19 protein-coding genes and 1 pseudogene are annotated in these 22,148 nt (G+C 57.7%); 11 read left to right on the forward strand and 9 right to left on the reverse strand.

Going from position 1 to position 22,148, the window contains the following annotated elements; all coding sequences use genetic code 11:
* Window positions 1-164 precede the first annotated feature (164 nt).
* Window positions 165-1,592 carry an exodeoxyribonuclease I gene (sbcB, locus tag AB4N82_RS15770; RefSeq protein ID WP_122763800.1) on the forward strand — a complete coding sequence of 476 codons (1,428 nt, stop codon included), beginning with the start codon at window positions 165-167 and terminating at the stop codon, window positions 1,590-1,592.
* Between the two features lie 89 nt (window positions 1,593-1,681).
* On the opposite strand, the gene mvaT is transcribed toward sbcB, so the two are convergent.
* A complete protein-coding gene (gene mvaT, locus AB4N82_RS15775) occupies window positions 1,682-2,056 on the reverse strand; it encodes a histone-like nucleoid-structuring protein MvaT (RefSeq protein WP_003175830.1) in 375 nt (124 codons plus the stop codon).
* Between the two features lie 350 nt (window positions 2,057-2,406).
* Here mvaT and purU point away from each other — a divergent pair, with 350 nt between their 5' ends.
* The gene (gene purU / locus AB4N82_RS15780; RefSeq protein WP_015885632.1) at window positions 2,407-3,255 is read left to right on the forward strand and encodes a formyltetrahydrofolate deformylase; all 849 of its coding nucleotides are present in this window, start codon (window positions 2,407-2,409) and stop codon (window positions 3,253-3,255) included.
* 86 nt (window positions 3,256-3,341) lie between these two features.
* Complete coding sequence (locus AB4N82_RS15785) at window positions 3,342-3,512, forward strand: hypothetical protein (RefSeq protein WP_163033193.1); 171 nt, start codon at window positions 3,342-3,344, stop codon at window positions 3,510-3,512.
* Between the two features lie 6 nt (window positions 3,513-3,518).
* On the opposite strand, the gene AB4N82_RS15790 is transcribed toward AB4N82_RS15785, so the two are convergent.
* On the reverse strand, window positions 3,519-4,283 hold the full coding sequence (locus tag AB4N82_RS15790; protein ID WP_460105139.1) for a methyl-accepting chemotaxis protein: 765 nt from the start codon (window positions 4,281-4,283) through the stop codon (window positions 3,519-3,521).
* Between the two features lie 93 nt (window positions 4,284-4,376).
* Window positions 4,377-5,408, reverse strand: a pseudogene (locus tag AB4N82_RS15795) (HAMP domain-containing protein); the annotation flags it as partial.
* A 190-nt stretch (window positions 5,409-5,598) separates the two neighbouring features.
* Here AB4N82_RS15795 and AB4N82_RS15800 point away from each other — a divergent pair.
* A complete protein-coding gene (locus tag AB4N82_RS15800; protein ID WP_032891084.1) occupies window positions 5,599-7,077 on the forward strand; it encodes a helicase HerA-like domain-containing protein in 1,479 nt (492 codons plus the stop codon).
* Between the two features lie 4 nt (window positions 7,078-7,081).
* On the opposite strand, the gene AB4N82_RS15805 is transcribed toward AB4N82_RS15800, so the two are convergent.
* The gene (locus AB4N82_RS15805) at window positions 7,082-7,537 is read right to left on the reverse strand and encodes a DUF721 domain-containing protein (RefSeq protein WP_460102158.1); all 456 of its coding nucleotides are present in this window, start codon (window positions 7,535-7,537) and stop codon (window positions 7,082-7,084) included.
* A gap of 294 nt (window positions 7,538-7,831) precedes the next feature.
* On the opposite strand from AB4N82_RS15805, the gene secA reads away from it, so the two are divergent.
* The 3 genes from secA to AB4N82_RS15820 all read left to right on the forward strand — a co-directional run bounded on the left by secA (window position 7,832) and on the right by AB4N82_RS15820 (window position 12,872).
* Window positions 7,832-10,567, forward strand: a complete 2,736-nt coding sequence (gene secA, locus AB4N82_RS15810) for a preprotein translocase subunit SecA (protein ID WP_122763798.1) — start codon at window positions 7,832-7,834, stop codon at window positions 10,565-10,567.
* Window positions 10,568-10,691: 124 nt separating this feature from the next.
* Entirely contained in the window at window positions 10,692-11,909 is a 1,218-nt protein-coding gene (gene argJ / locus AB4N82_RS15815) for a bifunctional glutamate N-acetyltransferase/amino-acid acetyltransferase ArgJ (protein ID WP_032890890.1), read from the forward strand.
* Between the two features lie 18 nt (window positions 11,910-11,927).
* Window positions 11,928-12,872 (forward strand): Nudix family hydrolase, encoded by a 945-nt coding sequence (locus tag AB4N82_RS15820; RefSeq protein ID WP_032890892.1) that lies wholly within the window; start codon window positions 11,928-11,930, stop codon window positions 12,870-12,872.
* Between the two features lie 77 nt (window positions 12,873-12,949).
* Here AB4N82_RS15820 and AB4N82_RS15825 read toward each other — a convergent pair whose 3' ends face one another.
* From AB4N82_RS15825 to AB4N82_RS15835, 3 genes are read right to left on the reverse strand one after another with little or no spacing between them, the layout of a single operon-like run.
* Window positions 12,950-13,528, reverse strand: a complete 579-nt coding sequence (locus AB4N82_RS15825; protein WP_095185765.1) for a cob(I)yrinic acid a,c-diamide adenosyltransferase — start codon at window positions 13,526-13,528, stop codon at window positions 12,950-12,952.
* 2 nt (window positions 13,529-13,530) lie between these two features.
* A complete protein-coding gene (locus tag AB4N82_RS15830; protein ID WP_032890895.1) occupies window positions 13,531-15,567 on the reverse strand; it encodes a sensor histidine kinase in 2,037 nt (678 codons plus the stop codon).
* A 46-nt stretch (window positions 15,568-15,613) separates the two neighbouring features.
* Entirely contained in the window at window positions 15,614-16,531 is a 918-nt protein-coding gene (locus AB4N82_RS15835; protein WP_032890897.1) for a putative 2-dehydropantoate 2-reductase, read from the reverse strand.
* Between the two features lie 123 nt (window positions 16,532-16,654).
* On the opposite strand from AB4N82_RS15835, the gene AB4N82_RS15840 reads away from it, so the two are divergent.
* Together AB4N82_RS15840 and AB4N82_RS15845 are read left to right on the forward strand one after the other, a co-directional pair.
* The gene (locus AB4N82_RS15840; RefSeq protein ID WP_003175814.1) at window positions 16,655-17,140 is read left to right on the forward strand and encodes a YajQ family cyclic di-GMP-binding protein; all 486 of its coding nucleotides are present in this window, start codon (window positions 16,655-16,657) and stop codon (window positions 17,138-17,140) included.
* A 136-nt stretch (window positions 17,141-17,276) separates the two neighbouring features.
* A complete protein-coding gene (locus AB4N82_RS15845) occupies window positions 17,277-18,116 on the forward strand; it encodes a mechanosensitive ion channel family protein (RefSeq protein ID WP_032890899.1) in 840 nt (279 codons plus the stop codon).
* Window positions 18,117-18,384: 268 nt separating this feature from the next.
* Here AB4N82_RS15845 and AB4N82_RS15850 read toward each other — a convergent pair whose 3' ends face one another.
* Window positions 18,385-19,725 (reverse strand): OprD family porin, encoded by a 1,341-nt coding sequence (locus AB4N82_RS15850; RefSeq protein WP_032890901.1) that lies wholly within the window; start codon window positions 19,723-19,725, stop codon window positions 18,385-18,387.
* Between the two features lie 742 nt (window positions 19,726-20,467).
* Between AB4N82_RS15850 and AB4N82_RS15855 the strand changes: the two genes are divergently transcribed.
* Together AB4N82_RS15855 and AB4N82_RS15860 are read left to right on the forward strand one after the other, a co-directional pair.
* Window positions 20,468-20,893, forward strand: a complete 426-nt coding sequence (locus AB4N82_RS15855; protein WP_032890903.1) for an HIT domain-containing protein — start codon at window positions 20,468-20,470, stop codon at window positions 20,891-20,893.
* Between the two features lie 3 nt (window positions 20,894-20,896).
* Entirely contained in the window at window positions 20,897-21,103 is a 207-nt protein-coding gene (locus AB4N82_RS15860) for a SlyX family protein (protein ID WP_032890904.1), read from the forward strand.
* Window positions 21,104-21,173: 70 nt separating this feature from the next.
* Here AB4N82_RS15860 and AB4N82_RS15865 read toward each other — a convergent pair whose 3' ends face one another.
* The gene (locus tag AB4N82_RS15865; RefSeq protein ID WP_032890906.1) at window positions 21,174-21,776 is read right to left on the reverse strand and encodes a cold-shock protein; all 603 of its coding nucleotides are present in this window, start codon (window positions 21,774-21,776) and stop codon (window positions 21,174-21,176) included.
* Window positions 21,777-22,148: the final 372 nt, after the last annotated feature.

Genomic DNA, 22,148 nt, shown 5'->3' on the forward strand with positions numbered 1-22,148 from the left:
GATCCTTGGCAGTGCAGAGCGGCTTGGTGGCACGGATGCTAACAGCGTCGGCGATGGAAGCAACTATTCAAGGTTTTGCTGGATGTTTGTACAGGTTATTTGGTGCTGGCCCCGAACAGGGCTCAACGCCTAGACTTTGTGGATCTTCAGCACAGGAATAGCCCGTGACCTCCATTTTCTGGTACGACTACGAAACCACCGGCATCAACCCGCGTAGCGATCGACCGCTCCAGGTAGCTGGCATTCGTACGGATCTCGAACTGAACGAGGTCGGCCCACCGGTCAACATTTACTGCCAGCCCAGCGACGATATTCTGCCCCATCCCGCCGCCTGTGCCATTACCGGGATCACCCCTGCCATTCTGGCCGAAAAGGGCTTGGCCGAGGCTGATTTCATGACTCGCGTACATGCCGAACTGGCGGCTCCGGGGACGTGCGGTGCCGGCTATAACACGTTGCGGTTTGACGATGAAATGACGCGCTACAGCCTGTATCGCAATTTTTTCGACCCTTATGCGCGCGAATGGCAGGGCGGTAATAGTCGTTGGGACTTGATCGACGTGGTTCGCACCGCTTATGCCCTGCGCCCGGAAGGTATCGAGTGGCCGCAGCAGGACGGGCGCGTGACCCTCAAGCTTGAGCGTCTGACTGCCGCCAATGGTATCGACCATGGTCAGGCCCACGATGCGTTATCCGACGTGCGCGCCACAATCGCCCTGGCTCGATTGGTGCGCGAGAAACAGCCCAAGCTTTATGATTGGCTGTTTCAACTACGCAGCAAACAACGGGTAATGGACCAAGTGCGATTGCTGCAACCGATGGTGCATATCTCCGGGCGGTTTTCCGCCGAACGTCATTACCTGGGCATTGTGCTGCCTCTGGCCTGGCACCCGCGCAACCGCAACGCGCTGATTGTCTGCGACCTTGGGCTCGATCCTCAGGGGCTGCTGGATATGGATGCCGACATTTTGCGTCGACGCTTGTACACCCGCCGTGATGAGCTCGCAGAAGGTGAGTTGCCGGTACCGCTCAAACTGGTGCATATCAACCGCTGCCCCGTGGTTGCGCCCTTGAACGTACTGCGGGTCGAAGATCGTGAGCGCCTGCAATTGGACATGAATGTTTTCCAGTCACGGGCTCTGCGGCTAACTGACGCACAGGAACTTTGGCTCGATAAATTGGCAGTTATTTACGGCGAGGAAGATTTTGCACCGAGTGTCGATCCCGAACAGCAGCTTTACGAGGGTTTTATCGGGGATCGTGATCGACGGTTATGTGAGCAAATTCGCGCGGCTGAACCTGAGCAATTAGCTCGTCAGCAGTGGCCTTTTGATGATCACCGTCTGCCTGAATTATTGTTTCGCTACCGGGCGCGTAACTTCCCCGATACGTTGAACAGCGAAGAGCTACAACGCTGGAAATTTTTCTGTCAGCAGCGTTTGTCAAATTCCGAATTTGGCGCACCGAATACCCTTGAGGCATTTAATCAAGCGCGATTGGAGTTGATGGTTAGTGCGACGCCGTTTCAGCAGCAGGTGCTGGAGCAATGGCAAGAATATGCCGACTCTTTAGCTGCTCGTATGGACCTGTGATAGAGGTTTGTAAAAAATACGATCAATAAAAAACGCCAGCATGCTGGCGTTTTTAATGGGTCGCGCATCAGGCGCAGACCTGGTGAAGCTTAGCCCAGCAGGGTAGCCCAACCTTCAACCACGTCACCGCCCCACTTGGCTTTCCACTCTTTCAGAGTTTTGTGGTTGCCACCTTTGGTTTCAATCACTTCGCCGTTGTGCGGGTTTTTGTATTGTTTGACTTTGCGAGCACGTTTGGTGCCGGTAGTTTTCACAGCGCCACGTGGAGCTTTAACTTTCGACTCTGGGTCCAGCAGCGCGATGATGTCACGCAGGGATTTGGAGTACTCACCCATGAGGGTGCGCAGTTTGCCTTCGAATTCCAGCTCGGTTTTCAGTTTGTCGTCTTGGGACAGGTTCTTCAAACGAGCTTGCAGCTCTTTGATAGCTTCTTCGGTGGCGCGGTATTCGTTGATCAGAGACATGTGGACTACCTTATGTAGAACGCTGATTGACAGGGATAGTGGCCTAATAATAGTCAGGCGATTTGCTCAAGTAAACATTTAAGACTGCATTTAGGTGAATTACTTTGAATGTTTGTGAATGCGCTATGCAATCGAGTTAATTAAGTAGGTGATGCACCTGAAGATAATGCCGTTAATTTTTTGTATAACTGCGTCAGCCTGCGCTGTTCGTTCATATAGGGGTGGTAAAACCATACGCTATTAAGGGATGTGCCTCGGGGGCGGATCAGAATAAGGCTCATTGAATACTGCAGTTTTTCTGCACAATCGCTAGAATGGCGGCCTTTGCGAAGTTCTGGAGTTTCCCCCTAATGCGCACTTTTCGGCTGGTGATTGCTTGCCCGGACCGGGTCGGCATCGTTGCCAAGGTCAGTAATTTTCTGGCCTCCCATAACGGCTGGATTACTGAGGCGAGCCATCACTCGGACAATCTCAGCGGTTGGTTCTTCATGCGTCACGAAATTCGTGCCGACACACTGCCCTTTGGCCTTGAGGCTTTTCGCGAGGCATTTGCGCCAATCGCTGAAGAGTTCTCAATGACTTGGCATATCACCGACACCGAGCAGAAGAAGCGCGTGGTGTTGATGGCAAGCCGCGAATCTCACTGCCTGGCCGACTTGCTGCACCGCTGGCACAGTGACGAACTGGACTGCGAGATCGCTTGCGTAATCTCAAACCATGACGACCTGCGCAGCATGGTCGAGTGGCATGGCATCCCTTACTACCATGTGCCGGTCAACCCTCAGGACAAGGAGCCTGCATTCGCCGAGGTTTCTCGCCTGGTGAAGCAGCATGAGGCTGACGTGGTGGTGCTGGCGCGCTACATGCAGATCCTGCCGCCGGAACTGTGCCGCGAATACGCCGGCAAGGTGATCAACATTCACCATAGCTTCCTGCCGTCGTTTGTGGGGGCCAAGCCTTACCATCAGGCGTCTCTGCGTGGCGTGAAGTTGATCGGTGCAACTTGCCATTACGTCACCGAAGAGCTGGATGCCGGCCCGATCATCGAGCAGGACGTAGTGCGTGTCAGCCATAGCGACAGCATCGAGGACATGGTGCGCTTCGGTCGCGATGTCGAGAAGATGGTGCTGGCCCGTGGCCTGCGTTACCACCTGGAAGACCGCGTGCTGGTGCACGGCAACAAGACCGTCGTGTTCTGATCAAGCCGTTTTGATTGAAGAAAAAAGGGCCTGGGCGTTAAATCGTTGCAGGCCCTTTTTCTTTGTCTGTCGTTGAGGATTGATCGATGAGTGACCCACTGGAAAAAGCCACCTCCAAAGCACCGTCGACACTAGGTGAGGGGTGCTTGAGCCGTTACGACCCGGAGGATCTGGACAGTGAGGACGGCACGGAATTTCCCGGTGCCGCCGAGTTATGGGAACGCGAGCAGGCTAAGTCAGATCCCGCTGCAAAATAAAGCGAATCAGATCCGGAAGCTGCCCACCAATTGTTTCAACCGCGCCGCCTGCTGTTCCAGGTCGGAGCACGCGCGCAGGGTCGATTGCAGGTTTTCCACGCCTTCCTGATTGAGGGTGTTGATTTCAGTGATGTCCATGTTGATCGACTCCACGACCGAGGTCTGCTCCTCGGTGGCAGTCGCCACCGACTGGTTCATGCCGTCGATTTCCCCAATACGTAGGGTGACGCTGTTAAGACGCTCACCGGCCAGGTTAGCGATTTCCACGCTGTCATGACTGTGTCGCTGGCTTTCGCTCATGGTGCTGACCGACTCCCGGGCGCCGACTTGAAGTTCCTCAATCATCTTTTGTACTTGTTGCGCCGATTCCTGGGTGCGGTGTGCCAGGTTGCGCACTTCGTCGGCGACGACTGCAAACCCGCGTCCTGCTTCACCGGCACGTGCCGCTTCAATCGCAGCGTTCAGCGCCAGCAGGTTGGTTTGCTGGGAAATGCTGGTGATCACTTCGAGAATCTGGCCGATGTTCACTGTCTTGCTGTTAAGCGCTTCTATATTGCTGCTGGAGGCGCTGATCATCGCGGACAACTCAGTCATCGCCTTGATATTGCGCTCAACCACCTGTTGACCGTCTTCGGCCAAATGCCGCGCATCGCTGGCCTGGTTGGAGGCTTGCGCGGCATTACGCGCGATTTCCTGAGCTGCGGCGCCCAGTTCATTGATGGCAGCAGCCACGCTGTTGGTGCGGTTGGCCTGTTCGTCGGAGTTGACCATCGACGAGTTGGATGCGCTGACAACCCGCAGTGCTACTTCATTCACCTGTTCGGTGGCCGAGGACACTTCGCGGATGGACGTGTGAATACGCTCCACGAAGCTGTTGAACGCATTACCCAGGATGCCGAACTCATCGTGGTTCTGGATGGTCAGGCGACGCGTCAGGTCACCTTCGCCGTCGGCGATGTCCTGCATGGCGCGGGTCATCACATGCAGCGGTTGCAGCAGGACGCGAATCAGCATGCCCAGCAGGGCAATGATGATCACTACGGCAATGATCGTGGCGATCACCGCTGAGGTGCGAAATTCGCTGAGCATGGCGAAGGATTTGTCTTTATCCACCGAAATACCCAGGTACCAGTTCACCGACGGCAGGCCTTTGATCGGTGTGAAGGTCACGATGTTGTCCTTGCCATTGGCTTGAACTTCACTGAAGTCGCCGCTGATCTTCGGCGTGCTTTTTGGATACATGTCGGCCAGGGTTTTCATCACCAGGCTTTTGTCCGGGTGTACCAGCACTTTGCCGTCGGCGCTGACCAGGAACGCGTAGCCCATGCCACCGAAGTTCAGCGCGCCAATGTTATCCACCAGGGTTTGCAGGCTCAGGTCGCCGCCTACCACGCCAATGCTCTGGCCGCCTTTGGCGCTGGGGGTGGCAATGGAAATGATCAATTGACCTGTAGCGGCGTCGATATACGGCTCGGTCAGGGTCGAGCCGTTGCTGCTCTGGGCGCCCTTGTACCAGGGGCGAACACGTGGGTCGAAGCCATCCGGCATCTTGGTGTCGGGGCGGATGGTGAAGGCCCCTTTGCTGTCACCAACGTAGGTTGCCATGAAGGACGACGTCAGGGTTTTCTGTTCCAGCAGGCTGGCAACGGTCGAAGGCTCAGGGTTGATAGCGATGTTTTGTGCAGCGTTTTCCACCAGCGCAATACGCCCGGTGAGCCAGGTTTGAATGTTGCTTGCGGTGACATCGCCCATTTCGTGCAGGTAGCTGTTGAGGTCTTCACGAATGGCGTTACGTTGCAGGTAGTCGTTGTAGAGGGTGAATAGAGCGAAGGCCGCGATGACGATAAGGGAGGCTGCAAGCAGGATCTTGTGGCTGAAACGCAGATTTTTATTCATAGCTTGAAGGGTCCGCTAAGGTCTTAATATCCAAAGCGCGTCCTTGTGGAACACGCGGAAGGGTAGCGTAAAAAAAGTTTGATATTTCCGTTGGTCCCTGTAGGAGATATCTGAGCGATTTTTAGACTTTATGGGTCTCACATCTCTCTTATCGACCTGGCGGCACTAAAGATTAACCATGGGTGACGAAATGCCTGACTCCACACAACTTCTTATCGGTGCCGGTCTTGATGGCCAGCCAATTGCCCAGGCCATGCGCCTTGCCAACCGCCACGGGTTGATCGCAGGCGCCACGGGCACAGGCAAGACCGTCACGTTGCAACGCCTGGCCGAAGCCTTCAGTGATGCGGGCGTCGCGGTATTTGCGGCTGATATCAAAGGCGACCTCTGTGGCCTGGGTGCCGCCGCCAACCCTCAGGGCAAGGTTGCCGAGCGTATTGCCGGGATGCCTTTCCTTAATTACACGGCCAAGGCTTACCCCGTCACGCTGTGGGATATCCACGGGCAGTCCGGTCATCCGTTGCGTACCACCATCAGTGAGATGGGGCCGTTGTTGCTTGGCAGTTTGTTGGAGCTGACTGACAGCCAGCAGTCGGCCCTTTACGCCGCATTCAAGGTGGCGGATCGCGAAGGCCTATTGCTGCTGGATCTCAAGGATCTCAAGGCACTTCTCAATCACCTTCGCTACCACCCGGAACTGCTTGGCGAAGACGCGGCGCTGATGACCACAGGCTCCAGTCAGGCGCTGTTGCGGCGCTTGGCTGTCTTGGAACAGCAGGGTGCCGAGGCGTTGTTTGGTGAGCCGGCCTTGCAGCTTGAAGACATCTTGCAGCCCACAGGCGATGGGCGCGGACGTATTCACTTGTTGGACGCTAGCCGCCTGGTGCATGAAGCGCCGAAGGTGTATGCGACCTTCCTGTTGTGGCTGTTGGCAGAATTGTTCGAACAACTTCCGGAGCGCGGTGATGCGGACAAACCGCTGCTGGCGCTGTTCTTCGACGAAGCGCATCTCTTGTTTGCCGACACTCCCAAGGCTTTGCAAGATCGCTTGGAGCAAGTGGTGCGGCTGATTCGTTCCAAGGGGGTGGGGGTGTATTTCGTCACTCAATCGCCGGGCGACTTGCCGGATACCGTGCTGGCGCAACTCGGTTTACGGGTGCAGCACGGCCTGCGGGCGTTCACCACGAAAGAGCAGAAATCCTTGCGGGCGGTAGCGGACGGCTTCCGCCCCAACCCGACATTCGATGCGTTATCGGTTTTGACTGAGCTGGGCACCGGTGAGGCATTGGTGGGTACGCTGCAGGAAAAAGGCACGCCGGAGGTCGTTCAGCGCGTATTGGTCGCGCCGCCGCAATCGCGCATCGGGCCGCTCAGTGCGGCAGAGCGTGCCGCATTGGTGGCCACTTCACCGTTGCAGGGTCGCTATGACAAGCCGATTGATCGGGAGTCCGCCTATGAAGTGTTGATGGCGCGCAAGGAGCTTGGGCCTAACGAAGAGCCCCGGCAGGGCGCCGAGGAGCCCAGCTTCACGGACAAAGCTGGGGCGTTCCTTGGAACAACCGCAGGCAAGGCGCTGAAGTCAGCGATGCAGCAGGCGGCCAACCAGATGGGGCGTCAATTGGTGCGTGGTTTGTTGGGGTCTTTGCTGGGCGGCAGTAAGCGCAAGTAGTGCCTCAGGCCTTGGGCTTGCCATGGGCGGCCAAGCGCTCAAGCGCGGCGCGCAAGCCTGGATCGTTGATGCCGTCGGCCGTGGCCTGAATCGTCTCGGCCGCATGCTCCGACAGGTCCAGAGTGTGTCCGACTGCGCCTTGCTGCACGGTCGGTGGCTGTACCTTGAACTGGATACGCGTCAAGCTGGCGAACTCATCGAATGCCATCAATTGACCCTGCAGGCGTTTTTGCTGATAGCGCAAACGGGTCGCCCAATGACCGTCGGTGACAATCAATAGCAAATTACCTTCACGCCACGACGCCACGTGGCAATGCTCGCGGGCGGCGGGTTGTAGTTGGCTTTCGAGCAGGCGTTGCAAATGGCCCAAGCGTTGTGCATGGCCAAAGATGGCTTTCAGCGGCTTGGCTTCGCGAAGCAACACGCTGGGCGCGCGGGCTGTAAGAGGGCGAAATGCCATGATTGGACACCTTAAGTAACAGAGCGGCCATCTTAGCAGAATGCGTCTGCGCGGCCCCTGACAATGCATTGCCGGGCGGTTTCCCAGGAAATCAATCGGCTCCATGGGTTGAAGTTCGCGCAAAAGCCCTTATTTTAAACAAGCCCTCTCACAGCACCATGCCAGCATCGGGGAACAACGCCACTTTCCTCACCCACGATTCCGGGTAGAATGCGCGTTCGCATGCGGCCGTGAGGGCTGCTCGGGCCACTCACGGTGCGCCCTCCATCCCTATGTGTGGAAGAACCTGCCGATATGTTTGCGCCTTTGTTAAAGAAACTTTTTGGAAGCAAGAATGAGCGCGAAGTCAAACGCATGCTCAAGACGGTGCAGCTGGTCAATGCCTTCGAAGAGCAGATGGTTGCCCTGTCGGACGAGCAATTGCGCGCCAAGACCCAAGAGTTCAAGGCCCGCATAGCCAAAGGTGAAACCCTCGACAAGCTGCTTCCCGAAGCCTTTGCGGTTGCCCGTGAAGCCGGTAAGCGTGTCATGGGCATGCGCCACTTCGACGTCCAGTTGATCGGCGGCATGACCTTGCATGAAGGCATGATTGCCGAAATGCGTACCGGTGAAGGCAAGACCCTGGTAGCTACTCTGGGTGTTTACCTCAACGCACTGTCCGGCAAGGGCGTGCACGTTGTGACAGTGAACGACTACCTGGCTCGCCGGGACGCCAACTGGATGCGCCCGCTGTATGAATATCTCGGCCTGACCGTCGGCGTAGTAACGCCGTTCCAGCCGCCGGAAGAGAAGCGCGCTGCTTACGCGTGCGACATTACCTACGGCACCAACAACGAATTCGGTTTCGACTACCTGCGCGACAACATGGCGTTCAGCATGGATGAAAAATTCCAGCGTGAACTCAACTTTGCCGTGATCGACGAAGTCGACTCCATTCTCATCGACGAAGCCCGTACCCCACTGATCATCTCCGGCCAGGCCGAAGACAGCTCGCGCCTGTACACCGAGATCAACAAGTTGATCCCGCGTCTGGAGCAGCACATCGAAGAAGTGGAAGGCGTTGTGACCAAAGAAGGTCACTTCTCCATCGACGAGAAGACCCGCCAGGTCGAACTCAACGAAGCCGGTCACCAGTTCGTCGAAGACATGCTGACCCAGATCGGCCTGCTGGCTGAGGGCGAGAGCCTGTACTCGGCGCACAACCTGGGCCTGTTGACCCACGTGTATGCGGGCCTGCGCGCCCACAAGCTGTTCCATCGCAACGTCGAATACATCGTGCAAGATGGCCAAGTGGTATTGGTTGACGAACACACCGGCCGTACCATGCCGGGTCGTCGTCTGTCCGAAGGCCTGCACCAGGCCATCGAAGCCAAGGAAATGCTCAACATTCAGGCCGAAAGCCAGACGTTGGCCTCCACCACCTTCCAGAACTACTTCCGTCTGTATAACAAACTGTCCGGCATGACCGGTACTGCGGACACCGAAGCGTTCGAATTCCACCAGATCTACAACCTGGCCGTGATGGTGATCCCACCGAACAAGCCGCTGGCGCGTAAAGATTTCAATGACCTGGTGTTCCTGACCGCCGAAGAGAAGTACGCGGCGATCATCAACGACATCAAGGACGGCATGGCCCAGGGCCGCCCGATTCTGGTGGGTACCGCCACCATCGAGACTTCCGAGCACGTGTCTAACCTGCTCAACAAGGAAGGTATCGAGCACAAGGTTCTTAACGCCAAGTTCCACGAAAAAGAAGCTGAGATCATTGCCCAGGCCGGTCGCCCAGGCGCATTGACCATCGCCACCAACATGGCCGGTCGTGGTACTGACATCCTGTTGGGCGGTAACTGGGAAGTGGAAGTCGCCTCCCTGGACAACCCTACCCCTGAGCAGATCGCCCAGATCAAGGCTGACTGGCAGAAGCGCCACCAGGCCGTGCTCGAATCCGGTGGTTTGCAGGTGATCGCGTCCGAGCGTCACGAATCGCGCCGTATCGACAACCAACTGCGTGGTCGTGCCGGCCGTCAGGGTGACGCCGGTTCCAGCCGCTTCTACCTGTCTCTGGAAGACAGCCTGATGCGCATCTTCGCCTCGGATCGGGTGAAGAACTTCATGAAAGCCTTGGGTATGCAGTCCGGTGAAGCGATCGAGCACCGTATGGTGACCAACGCCATCGAGAAGGCCCAGCGCAAGGTTGAAGGCCGTAACTTCGATATTCGTAAGCAACTGCTTGAGTTCGACGACGTCAACAACGAACAGCGTAAAGTGATTTATCACATGCGTAACACGTTGCTGGCCGCTGACAACATTGGCGAGACCATCGCCGATTTCCGTCAGGACGTGCTCAACGCGACCGTCAGTGCACACATCCCGCCACAGTCCCTGCCAGAGCAGTGGGATGTTGCTGGTCTGGAAGCCGCGTTGAAGAGCGACTTCGGTGTCGACTTGCCGGTCCAGCAATGGCTCGACGAAGACGATCACCTGTACGAAGAGACGCTGCGCGAGAAGCTGATGGCCGAGCTGCTGGCCGCGTACAACGAGAAAGAAGAGCAGGCGAGTGCCGAAGCACTGCGCACCTTCGAGAAACAAATCGTACTGCGCGTGCTGGACGACCTGTGGAAAGACCACCTGTCGACCATGGACCACCTGCGTCACGGCATCCACCTGCGTGGTTACGCCCAGAAGAACCCGAAGCAAGAGTACAAGCGCGAGTCGTTCACGCTGTTCTCCGAGTTGCTGGATTCGATCAAGCGCGATTCGATTCGCGTGCTGTCCCATGTTCAGGTGCGCCGCGAAGACCCGATCGAGGAAGAAGCTCGCCTGCGTCAGGAAGCCGAGGCACTGGCTGCGCGCATGCAGTTCCAGCACGACGAAGCGCCTGGTCTGGAAGCGCCTGAGGTGTTGGGCGAAGAGGTCGATTTGGCCTTGGCTCAGGCGCCGGTTCGCAGTGACCAGAAGCTGGGCCGCAACGAACTGTGCTACTGCGGTTCGGGCAAGAAATTCAAACACTGCCACGGCCAGATCGAATAAGATTTTCGCCTGACGCTGCAATACCTAGCGCCGCGACCGGCCTCTGCCGTCGCGGCGTTTTGCCATTAATTTCACCGTCGATCACGACGGCACAGACATCATCTATTTTTTAAGGAGCGCGTTCATGGCTGTTGGTCTTGGTCCTTTGCCCACATTGCACCCGGTTGCCGGTTTTGAGCTCGGTATCGCGTCGGCCGGCATCAAGCGCCCGGGGCGCAAGGATGTGGTGGTGATGCGCTGTGCCGAAGGTTCGACCGTCGCCGGTGTGTTCACCCTCAACGCCTTCTGTGCCGCTCCGGTGATCCTGGCCAAGCAGCGCGTTGCCGGCTCCATCCGTTACCTGCTGACTAACACTGGCAATGCCAACGCTGGCACCGGTGAGCCTGGTCTGGTCGCTGCTGCGCGTACCTGCGCCAAGCTGGCCCAGTTGACTGGCGTGGATGCCAGCCAAGTGTTGCCTTACTCCACCGGTGTCATCGGCGAGCCGCTGCCGGTTGAGAAAATCGAAGGCGCCTTGCAGGCCGCGTTGGACGACCTGTCTGTGGATAACTGGGCGGCCGCCGCCACTGGCATCATGACCACGGACACTTTGCCGAAAGGCGCGAGCCGTCAGTTCGTGCACGACGGTGTGACCGTCACCGTGACCGGTATCAGTAAAGGCGCGGGCATGATCCGCCCGAACATGGCAACCATGCTCGGCTACATTGCTACCGACGCCAAAGTTTCCCGCGACGTGCTGCACAGCCTGATCCTCGACGGCGCCAACAAGTCGTTCAACCGCATTACCATCGATGGCGATACCTCGACCAACGATTGCTGCATGCTGATCGCTACCGGCAAAGCTGATCTGCCGGAAATTACCGAGGCCAGCGGCCCGCTGTTCGCGGCATTGAAGCAGGCTGTGTTCGAAGTGTGCATGGACGTGGCCCAGGCCATCGTGCGTGACGGCGAAGGCGCCACCAAGTTCGTGACGGTTGAAGTCAACGGCGGCGGCAATCACCAGGAATGCCTGGATGTCGGCTACACCGTGGCCCACTCGCCGCTGATCAAGACGGCACTGTTCGCCTCCGACCCCAACTGGGGCCGCATCCTCGCCGCCGTTGGCCGTGCTGGTGTGCCGGATCTGGACGTGAGCAAGATCGACGTGTTCCTCGGTGACGTGTGCATCGCCAGCCGTGGCGCCCGTGCCGAGAGCTATACCGAAGCACAGGGCTCGGCGGTGATGCAGCAGGAAGAAATCACCATCCGCATCGAGTTGGGCCGCGGCGATTGCAGCGAAACCATCTGGACCACCGACCTGTCCCACGAGTACGTGAAGATCAACGCGGAATACCGTACCTGATAGAAGAGGATAACCGCGGTGAAACGAGTGCATGTAGCAGCAGCGGTGATCCGCGGTGTCGACGGCAGGATCCTGCTGGCGCGCCGCGCGGATACCCAGCATCAGGGCGGTCTCTGGGAGTTTCCCGGTGGCAAGGTGGAGGCCGGTGAGTCGGTCGCCACGGCCCTGTCCCGTGAATTACAGGAAGAACTGGGTATCCAGGTCGCCACGGCTCGGCCGTTGATCAAGGTGCAGCATGACTACCCGGACAAGCAGGTCTTGCTGGATGTCTGGGAAGTCTCGGCTTTTACCGGCGAGCCCCACGGTGTCGAAGGGCAACCCCTGGAATGGGTGGCGCCTCGGGATTTGCTCAACTACGAGTTCCCGGCCGCTAACGCTCCAATCGTTGCCGCCGCGCGCTTGCCTGCCGATTACCTGATCACCCCCGGCGAACTCGAAACCCCGACGCTGTTACGCGGGATTCAGAAGGCTGTCGCGGGCGGCATCAAGCTGGTCCAACTGCGTGCGCCGAACGGTTACGACCCCAAATACCGCGACCTCGCGGTAGATGCGGTGGGTCTGTGCGCTGGCAAGGCGCAGTTGATGCTTAAAGGACCGTTTGAATGGCTGGGGGATTTTCCTGCCGCCGGCTGGCACATGACCTCGGCGCAACTGCGCAAATACGCGAGCAAGGGCCGGCCGCTGCCGAAAGACCGTTGGTTGGCTGCTTCCTGCCACAACGCTGAAGAACTGGCGCTGGCAGAAATGATGGACGTGGATTTTGTCACGCTGTCGCCGGTGCAGCCGACCCAGACCCACCCTGATGCCCAGCCTTTGGGTTGGGAGCAGGCGGCAGAGTTGATCCGTGGGTTCAGCAAACCGGTGTTTCTGTTGGGTGGGGTTGGACCTGCTGATCGGGAACAGGCTTGGGAAGCTGGGGCTCAGGGTGTGGCGGGTATCAGGGCGTTCTGGCCACAAGTTTGAAGCTGCTCTGGCGGGCCTCATCGGGTGCGACGATTCGACTTGCCCCCGATCAGGCCCTGCGAGTCAGCGAATCATGATCAGTGTGGCTTAGCCGCCGCCTGCCACAAAATCTCCGCAATCCCCTGGCGCCTGGCAATCACCCGCGCCGCCACAAACAGCAAATCCGACAGCCGATTGATATACGCCAACCCCACTCCCTCTAACGGCTCCACCGCGTTGAGGTGCTGACAGCGCCGCTCCGCACTGCGCGCCAGGCTGCGACACACATGGGCCTGGGCGATCAACGCCGAGCCACCGGGCAGGATGAAGTTTTCCAGCGGCCCGACCTCTTCATTCCAGCGATCAATCGCGGCCTCCAGCCGATCCACTTCCGCTGCGTTCAGCGCCTTGTACACCGGCATCGCCAGCTCACCGCCGAGGTCGAATAATCGATGTTGGCATGGGGTCAGTACCTCGATCACATCTTTGAGTTCCGGATGCTTGCCACTCTGCTCTTCCAGGCCCGCCAGTAATAATCCCAGTTGGCTGTTCAGCGAATCGACTTCGCCGATGGCCTCAACTCGCGGGTGGTCCTTGGGTACACGGCGACCGTCGCCGAGGCCGGTTTCGCCTGTGTCTCCAGTACGGGTGTAAATCTTCGACAGGCGAAAGCCCATGGTCAGTGCTCCAGTTGGGTCAGTTCATTGGGCGGCAGTTGGCTGCCCGCCAAGGGTAAGCGCAGGGTAAAACAGGTGCCTTGACCGAGGGTGGAATGCACCTCCATCTGCCCTTTGTGGTTGTTGGTGACGATGAAGTACGAAACCGAAAGCCCAAGCCCAGTGCCCTGGCCGATCTCTTTGGTGGTGAAGAACGGCTCAAAAGTGCGTTTACGTACGTTCTCACTCATGCCGATACCGTTGTCTTCCACCTGAATCTCTGCCCACGGCGGGTTAAGACGTGTGCGCAGGATGATGCGCCCCGGTTCGCGATCGTCTTCACGCAGATGAATGGCCTGGGCTGCGTTTTTCAACAGGTTGAGCAGTACTTGTTCCAGCTCGTTGGCAGTGCCGGGCACCGGGCCCAATTGGGGGTCGAACTGACGAATGATCGCCTGGCCCTTGAAGTCGAAACCGATGGCCAGATCGAAGTCGTTACCGGCAATTTCCACGGCCTGGTCGATCAGCGCCGGCAGGTCGCAAGGCGCCATCTGCCGATTACTGCGGCGGCTGAAGCTGAGCATGTGAGTGACGATCTTGGCCGCTCGCGCACCGGCTTGCTGGATGCCATCCAGCAATTGTGGCACCTCACGGCCTTCCAGGTAGCGGTTGATCTTTTCCAGTTCGATACCTGCCTGCTCGGCGAATTCCAGGTTTTTGGGTAGGTCGGACGACAGCCGGCGCCGGATGTTCTGCACGTTATGCAGGATCGCCCCCAGCGGATTGTTGATCTCGTGAGCCATACCGGCGGCAAGCCCACCGACCGAGAGCATTTTTTCCGACTGCACCATCATTTCTTCCAGGGACAGACGCTGAGTGATGTCGTCGATACGGATCACCACGCCCCGCCCGGCACCGCCCATCAGCGGGTAGAAGGTCAGGGCGTAATGCTTGGGTTCATCATCCTTGATCCAGGTGACACGCTCGATGCGTTCTACCGTGTGCTGCTCCACCGTAGCCTTGATCTGCGGCAGGTACGGCTTGAGCGGTTGAAAAGCGAGGTAGATCGGCTGATTCAGCGCTTCATCCAGACGCGTACCGGAAAGCGCGCTGGCCTCCTGGTTCCACTGGGTGACGTAGAGTTGTTCGTCCAGGGCGATCAACGCCGAGGGCATCGAGTCGATGATGCTGTTCAGGTAGTTTTGAAAACCGGTGAGTTTTTTCTCGATCTTGCTGCGAACCTGGACTTCCAGCTCCAACTTTCGGTTGGTATGGCGTGTTTCTTCGGCCAGGCCTTGGGCTTGGTCGTAAGCGGCCTGGGAGTCGTCCCGTGCGCGCTTGAGCTGCTGTTCGCGAGCTTCGATACGCGACAGCATGGTGTTGAAGGCTTCGGCCAGGCTGCCGATTTCATCGCGGTTGCCGCGGCCGGCGCGCAGGGCGTAGTTCTCTTCGCGGGTTACTTGGCGCGACAGTTCTTCCAATTCGTGGATCGGCCGTGTAATCAGGCGCTTGATCTGCCGGGCGATGATCAGCCATAGCAGCACACTGAAAATCAGGATACCCAGGCTGGCCGTCAGCGTGCCGGTGTAGAAGGCCACCGGCAGTTCGCTGCTGGCCACCAGCAGCAAATGCCCGGAAGGCTGGCCTGCCCGGGGCAGGGTGATGATCTGGTTACTGCGAAACTCGGTAACACGCCACGCCTCGATATGCCGATAGTTGTCCGGCAAGTGCAGGCGATCACCGTGTTGCATCTGCGCCAGGCGGTTGCCTTCGCCGTCATACAGGGCAGCGGCGCGTAATGGCGAATAGCTGGTCAGCTCACTGAGCAGGGCATCGGCTTGGGCGGGGGATTCGAGCGCTTCGGCGGCGAGGCCCGGGTTGGATACCAGGCGACCGATGGCCTGCAACGCCTGAGGTGCCATGCTTTCCTGGGAAATCCAGTACGCAGCGCTGATAAAGGTCAGGTTGGCCACCAGCAATACGGTGGTCAACAACACCAACAGGGCGGCCAGCAGTTTCTGCCCAACCGGTAGATTTTCGAGGCGCTGGCGCAGCGGCATCAGGGTTATCCCAGGTGATAGACAGGCGGGCAGGGTAGCGCGTGGTTCAGTCGCGGGGCAATCCGCGTGCAACTAACTGATCAATCAAACGCACCTGCAACTGCTGCAAATGCGGCAGGTTCAATTGGTGGCGTGCGGCCGCCTGGCAAGCATAGCCCAACAGGTAACTGATTTCGGTGCGGCGGGCGTTGGCGACGTCCTGGTACATGGAGGAGTAGTTAGCGGCTGTGGCGTGGATCACCCGTTCTACTTCGTGTTGCAGGTCCAGCGCGGCGTCGGGTTGGCCGCAACATTCCAGCAGTTCACCGAGTTCAGCGCACAGGGTTGCCACTTCACATTGATGGGTTTGCAGTTCGCCGTTGCGGCACTGGTAAAGCACGGTCAGCGGGTTGATCGCGCAATTGAGCGCGAGCTTGCGCCATAGCCGGGTCAGAATGTCGGTGCTCCATTCGTGGGGGATCCCGGCGGCGTGAAGGTCGTTCAGCCACAGCGGTGGGGCAGGGTGGGCTGCATCCCCCAGCCAGGTGTAGCCGTGGCCTGCAAACACCACGCGCCAATCGCCGTCGCGAAACGCGCCTTCGGTGCTGGAGGCGAAGATGCAGCGTGCTTGGGGGAACTGAGCAACCACTGCGTCCTGGCTGCCAAGGCCGTTTTGCAAAAGGACCAGCTCGGCGTGTGGCGACAGGCGATGCTGCAAATGTGCGACGGCGCTCTGGGCGTCGTAGGCTTTGCACGCAACCAGCAGGCGATGAATCGGCTCGGGGTTGTCAGGCGTTTCGCCAATCACCGGATAAGTCTTTTCTATACCGTGTTCGACCAACGTCAGCCCCTTACCGGCCTGATAGCTGGCAAGGCGCGCCTTATCGCGCAGAATCATCCTCACGGGCAGGCCGGCGCGAGCCAAGCGCGTGGCCCAGAGTGTGCCCAGGCTGCCGGCGCCGAGAATATGCCAGGTGGTCGACATCAGTTTGTGCTCCGTAGGGTCGCCTGCGGTGAACGGGGCGAAAGAACCGCTATAATGCCCCGGCATTTTAGCTCGGGCGCGCTCCATCTCTACTGAACCCGCCCCTTATATTGGAGAAATCACATGCCTTCGTTCGACGTGGTATCTGAACTGGACAAACACGAAGTCACCAACGCCGTCGAGAACGCCGTCAAGGAGCTGGACCGTCGCTATGACCTGAAGGGCAAGGGCAGCTTCGAGTTCAAGGAAAAGGAACTGACCGTCAACCTGACCGCTGAAGCCGATTTCCAGCTGGAAGCGATGATCGAGATCCTCAAGCTGTCGTTGGTCAAGCGCAAGATCGATGCACAGTGCCTTGAAATCAAGGACGCCTACGCTTCCGGCAAGCTGATGAAGCAGGAAGCAGTGTTAAAGGAAGGCATCGACAAGGAGCTGGCGAAGAAGATCGTCGCCCATATCAAGGACGCCAAGCTGAAAGTCCAGGCGGCCATCCAAGGTGAGCAGGTTCGCGTCACCGGCAAGAAACGTGATGACCTGCAAGAGGCCATCGCTGCCCTGCGCGCCAAAACCTTCGACATGCCGCTGCAGTTCAATAACTTCCGCGACTGATGGCATTTTGGGGAACCAGCGGGCGATTTTGACGTCCCACGCCCCATAACCTGTGCCTGCACTTGAGCCCTACGGGGCTCATTTGCGTTTTTAGGCCGTCAATAAAGCCGCACATCCGCCAAACAGGAGACGATAGATGGATTTCAATGCTGAAGTGGATCACCTGATCAAGACCTCACAGTCGTGGATCCCGATGATCATGGAATACGGCAGCCGAGTACTACTGGCAGTGATCACCCTGGCCATTGGCTGGTGGCTGATCAACGTATTGACCCACCGTGTAGGTCGCTTGCTGGCTCTGCGTAACGCGGACCTGGCACTGCAACACTTCATCACCAGCCTGGCGAACATTGCGCTGAAGGTCATGCTGATTGTCAGCGTGGCCTCGATGATCGGCGTGGCGACTACCTCGTTCGTGGCGGCCATCGGTGCCGCGACCCTGGCCATTGGCCTGGCATTGCAGGGCAGCCTCGCAAACTTTGCTGGTGGTGTGTTGATTCTGTTGTTTCGCCCATTTCGCATTGGTGACTGGATCGAAGCGCAGGGCACCTCGGGCACTGTCGACAGCATCCAGATCTTCCACACCGTGCTGCGCACTGGCGACAACAAGACCGTGATCGTACCTAACGGCATCCTGTCCAACGGCATCATCACCAACACCAACCGTCAGCCGACCCGCAAGGTGGTGTTTGATGTGGGCGTGGATTATGACGCCGACCTGCAAAAAGCCCGTGACGTGCTTCTGGAACTGTCAAAAGATCCCCGTGTACTGACTGATCCTGCAGCGGTTGCGGTGGTCTCGACCTTGGGCGATAGCTCTATCACGGTTTCCCTGCGTTGCTGGACCAAAACCCCGGATTATTGGGATGTAGTCTTCATGCTCAATGAACTGGCGCGTGATCGATTAAAGGCGGCGGGGATTGATATTCCGTTTCCGCAACGGGTTATTCGTGTGGTTCAGGAAGCGGCTGTGTAATCAGTTGCTTTATTAACTTGGCCGCTTGGTCAGCTATTGCTGTTAAAGACAAGGGGCTTCATGCCCCTTGTTTTTTGTCACTCCCCCTTTGGCAACTATCAAGTTTTAATCGACGCCGAGTAACATAACTAGTAAGCGTAGGTTTCTTAGTTAGCTTGCTATGTAAAATTGAAGCGCTTTTTGTAGGTCATAAAAAAACCGGCGACCTGATTAAGGGCGCCGGTTTTTATTAGCGTTACGCGTTAGCGCAATCAGCTGACCACTGAAATTACAAGATGCTCAGTGGGTATTCTACGATCACACGGGTGTCGACCAGGTTGTCGTAGTTGGTCGCGCGGTAATCGCTGTTGGTGCCGCTGTAGATTGCGTTACGAACGCGGAAGGACAGACCTTTGGCCGGGCCTTCTTGCAGTACGTACTTGGCTTCCACGTCCCACTCGTGCTCTTTACCATCGCTGGAATCTGCAACGGTAACGTTGCTACCGCGAGTGTAACGGGTCATGAAGCTCAGACCTGGCACGCCGAACGAGGCCATGTTCAGGTCGTAGCGAGCCTGCCAGGACTTCTCGTCTTCGCCAACGAAGTCGGAGATTTGCACGGAGTTGGCCAGGTAAACGGTACCGCCACCGTCGACACCGTAGTTGTAACCGGTTTTACCAGAGGACTGCTGGTAAGCCAGGGTGAACTTGTGTGCGTCGATGCTATACGCAGCTGCCAGGCTCCAGACGCGGTTGTCCAGGTCGCCGTTCAGCTTTTTGCCGTCGTCCTTGCTGCGGTAGCCGTTGAAGTCGAAACTCAACGATTGCTTGTCGCTCAGCGGCAGGGTGTAGAAGACGTTGACGTACTGCTTCTTCCAGTAGTCTTCAACATCGGAGGCGTGGAACGCGAAAATGAAGTTCTCAAGGCCCGAGTAGGTAAAGCCAGCGATATTCGCTGCACTCAGCCCTGGGTTTTGCTTGCCGGTAACACGGCTGCGACCGTTGATGCTGTCACGGCCCATGCCGGTTTGCGCGCTCAGTGCGGTGAAGCGGCCAGCGGTCAATTCCAGACCTTTGATCTCGTTGCTGGTGATCAAGGTGCCGGTGGCGACTTCAGGCAGCAGACGGCCGTCGTCGGTAGTGAAAACCGGGCTGGATACGAACTGGTTGCCATATTTCAGCACGGTGTCGGAGATGCGGAGTTTCGCTGCCCCAGCCACTTTGGACTGAGTGGATTCTGGCTCGCCAGCGCCATTGGTTGCGAACAGACCGTTACCGGCACGGCCCGCACCGCCATCAAGCTTATAGCTGCCCATGGCCATGGCATCGACGCCGAAGCCGACGGTGCCTTGGGTGAAGCCGGATTGGTAGGTGAGCAACTCGCTGATACCGGTGTCTTGACGGTAGCCGCTGACTTTGTCGTCGGTGCCGGTGGTGTAGGTACCGTTACCACGACGCACGTTACCCACGCCGTCCTTGTAGTCACGGTTCATGTACATTGCACGGGTTTTCGCGGTCAGGGTGCTATCTTCGATAAAGCCCTTTGCGTCGTCCTGAGAGGACGCGATTGCGAACTGCGAGGTGCCTGCAGAAACAGCCAGGGCGATCATGCTCCACTTCATCACGCGCATCGTGATTTGCTCCTTTGGTTTTCGGAAGAGTACTGCCGTCCCACCTGTATTTTTATCTGGGCGGCTCTTTCTTTTTTGTGTCGGCGCAAAGTTATATCACGCAGACTCTAATGACGATACTTACCAAACTTTCCTTTCAGCTTCTTTACGAGGCTGTCGTAAATTGCTAGCTCCATGTCGCAAATTCACAGTCCTGAATGTTACGGGACTGACAACTTCAATGCTGTTTTCAGACCTCTTTCGAAGTTTGAAACCTTCCGTGGGGCGCATCGAAACGCTGCTGTTCTTTTATCGCGAAACACCTGCTTCCAAACGGGTGTCGTTGCCGACGATGTGAGTGTGAATGCAACAAGCGCGCCCAAACCGGTAACCGAATGTCATTTTTTCGTGAAAAGCATGGTGGGCGTGTAAAAACCTCATATGTACGGGGTTTTTACGCCGTTGTGTTTGGGCTTGACGTGCATGGGTTACGCCTGTTCGGTGGTACTAAAACACTGTGCCAGAGAAAAACGTTACCGGTTCACCCTACAAGTGGGTAGTCGGCGGATCCCTTTGATGCACAAGTGGGTCATTTTGGTGCGCCCTTGAAAGGCCCGGATTAGCGTAGCTCAAATATTTGCCTGCCTCTTAAGAGTGCAGGTTTTTATCGGTTTGCGTTACGTTGCTGCCATTCGCCGTGAAGCCTGGCGCGTTCAAAGGTATGCTGGCGCCTGAAACTGACCTGCCGAACGGAGTGCCCGTGGTGTTCGCCTTAGATCAACGTTTGCAACAAGACACACTGGTCATCGGGGACTTCCCGCTGTGCCGCCTGCTGCTGTCCAATGATTCGAACTACCCCTGGTTCATCCTGGTGCCGCGTATCAACGGTATCAGCGAAGTGTTTCAGCTGGATGTCGCAGATCAACATACCCTGTGGCAAGAGACCACGGCCTTGGCGCAGTGGCTGAATGAAGGGTTGGCCGCCGACAAGATGAACATTGGCGCGCTGGGCAACGTCGTCAGCCAATTGCATGTGCATGTGATCGTACGCAAGCGTGATGACGCTGCCTGGCCTGCTCCAGTGTGGGGCAAGCATCCGGCCCAGCCGTACACTGAAGAGCAACTGGTCGCCATTCGTTCGCGTCTGCGCGAGCTGCTGCCCGCCGACTTTATCTTTACCCAGGGCTGAACCATGGATCTGCAAGACCGCGTCACTGAACTGGAAAGCCGCCTGGCCTTCCAGGACGACACCATCGAAACCCTGAATGACATCCTGGTCACCCAGCAGCGGGCCGTCGAACGGCTGCAGTTGCAGATGACCGCACTGCTTAAGCGCCAGGAAGAAATGGGCGGGCAATTCGAGTCATCCGAAGAAGAAGCGCCGCCGCCTCACTACTGATCGACAGGCAATAAAAAAACCGCGACCCAGCCAGGCTGGATCGCGGTTTTTTTTGCTGCGACGGCTGGAATCAGCGACGCGGCAATGCAGCGATCACGTCTTCGGCTTGTAGGCCTTTGTCGCGATTCATCACGGAAAACTCCACGCGCTGGCCTTCAACCAGAACACGATGGCCTTCGCCGCGAATGGCCCGGAAGTGGACGAAGATATCGTCGCCCGAATCACGGGAAATAAAGCCGAAGCCTTTGGATGTGTTGAACCACTTGACGGTACCGGTATCCCGATTGGTCATGTCGTAGTTTTGCGACGCGGCCGCGGGGGACGAGCGGTAGAAGCTGATAGCCAGGTGAAGAGCGATGGCGACCACAGCAATTACCAGGCTGAGCAGGATGGCCGGATGGCCGCCGACTTCAGGCATGGGTGCCAGGAGGGTGAGGGTTTGTACGACAACGGTCAGTACCAGCAGCGCGCTGACCAGGTTTTGCAGTTGATGGCGCGTGCCTTTGTTCCAGTAAGGGATTACTGGGGCGAGCGTCAGGTTAAGAAGGCCGAACAAGGCCAGGTACAAAGCGTCATGTTGTTGCAGGTAGGGCAGGCTTTCAGGCTGCAGGCTCGGGATAAAGGACAGCAGCAACGCTGCAACGCCCGTTAGCAGGTGGACGATTTTCAACATTTTGATTAACTCACGTTAAGACGGATCACAAGGAAGAGCTGACTGGCACGGTTCGCTTCTGAACAATGGGAGGCGTTGGGCACGTGCACGGGTATCAGCCTATGCCGCTCGCCGTGAAAAAACGGCGGCGACACGCTGCCTATTTAACAGCAAAGGCTGTGCCTACTCAAATCAAGCATTTTCGTGCTTTGCAGGGTGCGGGGCATTTCTGCGTGAAACGCTGGTCCTAGACAGGTGCCAGTGTTTTTTGGGCGGTTGGCGGGAATTTTCCTGCGTAGCTCAAAGGGCTTGGTTGCCGCCGAAGAGGGCGTAAAGCGCAGGACCATTTGCCGCACCGTGTCCTTGGCGGGCTGCGCGTCAGCAGCACTCTTG

The organism is Pseudomonas sp. H1_D04, assembly GCF_054683855.1.

Excerpts from the sequence above, each read along its gene's own strand:
- mvaT (WP_003175830.1), bottom strand. The coding sequence starts at position 2,056 with ATGTCTCTGATCAACGAATACCGCGCCACCGAAGAAGCTATCAAAGAG.
- purU (WP_015885632.1), top strand. The coding sequence starts at position 2,407 with ATGCGCACTTTTCGGCTGGTGATTGCTTGCCCGGACCGGGTCGGCATC.
- AB4N82_RS15785 (WP_163033193.1), top strand. The coding sequence starts at position 3,342 with ATGAGTGACCCACTGGAAAAAGCCACCTCCAAAGCACCGTCGACACTA.
- AB4N82_RS15790 (WP_460105139.1), bottom strand. The coding sequence starts at position 4,283 with ATGGTCAACTCCGACGAACAGGCCAACCGCACCAACAGCGTGGCTGCT.
- AB4N82_RS15800 (WP_032891084.1), top strand. The coding sequence starts at position 5,599 with ATGCCTGACTCCACACAACTTCTTATCGGTGCCGGTCTTGATGGCCAG.
- AB4N82_RS15805 (WP_460102158.1), bottom strand. The coding sequence starts at position 7,537 with ATGGCATTTCGCCCTCTTACAGCCCGCGCGCCCAGCGTGTTGCTTCGC.
- secA (WP_122763798.1), top strand. The coding sequence starts at position 7,832 with ATGTTTGCGCCTTTGTTAAAGAAACTTTTTGGAAGCAAGAATGAGCGC.
- argJ (WP_032890890.1), top strand. The coding sequence starts at position 10,692 with ATGGCTGTTGGTCTTGGTCCTTTGCCCACATTGCACCCGGTTGCCGGT.
- AB4N82_RS15825 (WP_095185765.1), bottom strand. The coding sequence starts at position 13,528 with ATGGGCTTTCGCCTGTCGAAGATTTACACCCGTACTGGAGACACAGGC.
- AB4N82_RS15830 (WP_032890895.1), bottom strand. The coding sequence starts at position 15,567 with ATGCCGCTGCGCCAGCGCCTCGAAAATCTACCGGTTGGGCAGAAACTG.
- AB4N82_RS15835 (WP_032890897.1), bottom strand. The coding sequence starts at position 16,531 with ATGTCGACCACCTGGCATATTCTCGGCGCCGGCAGCCTGGGCACACTC.
- AB4N82_RS15840 (WP_003175814.1), top strand. The coding sequence starts at position 16,655 with ATGCCTTCGTTCGACGTGGTATCTGAACTGGACAAACACGAAGTCACC.
- AB4N82_RS15845 (WP_032890899.1), top strand. The coding sequence starts at position 17,277 with ATGGATTTCAATGCTGAAGTGGATCACCTGATCAAGACCTCACAGTCG.
- AB4N82_RS15850 (WP_032890901.1), bottom strand. The coding sequence starts at position 19,725 with ATGCGCGTGATGAAGTGGAGCATGATCGCCCTGGCTGTTTCTGCAGGC.
- AB4N82_RS15860 (WP_032890904.1), top strand. The coding sequence starts at position 20,897 with ATGGATCTGCAAGACCGCGTCACTGAACTGGAAAGCCGCCTGGCCTTC.
- AB4N82_RS15865 (WP_032890906.1), bottom strand. The coding sequence starts at position 21,776 with ATGTTGAAAATCGTCCACCTGCTAACGGGCGTTGCAGCGTTGCTGCTG.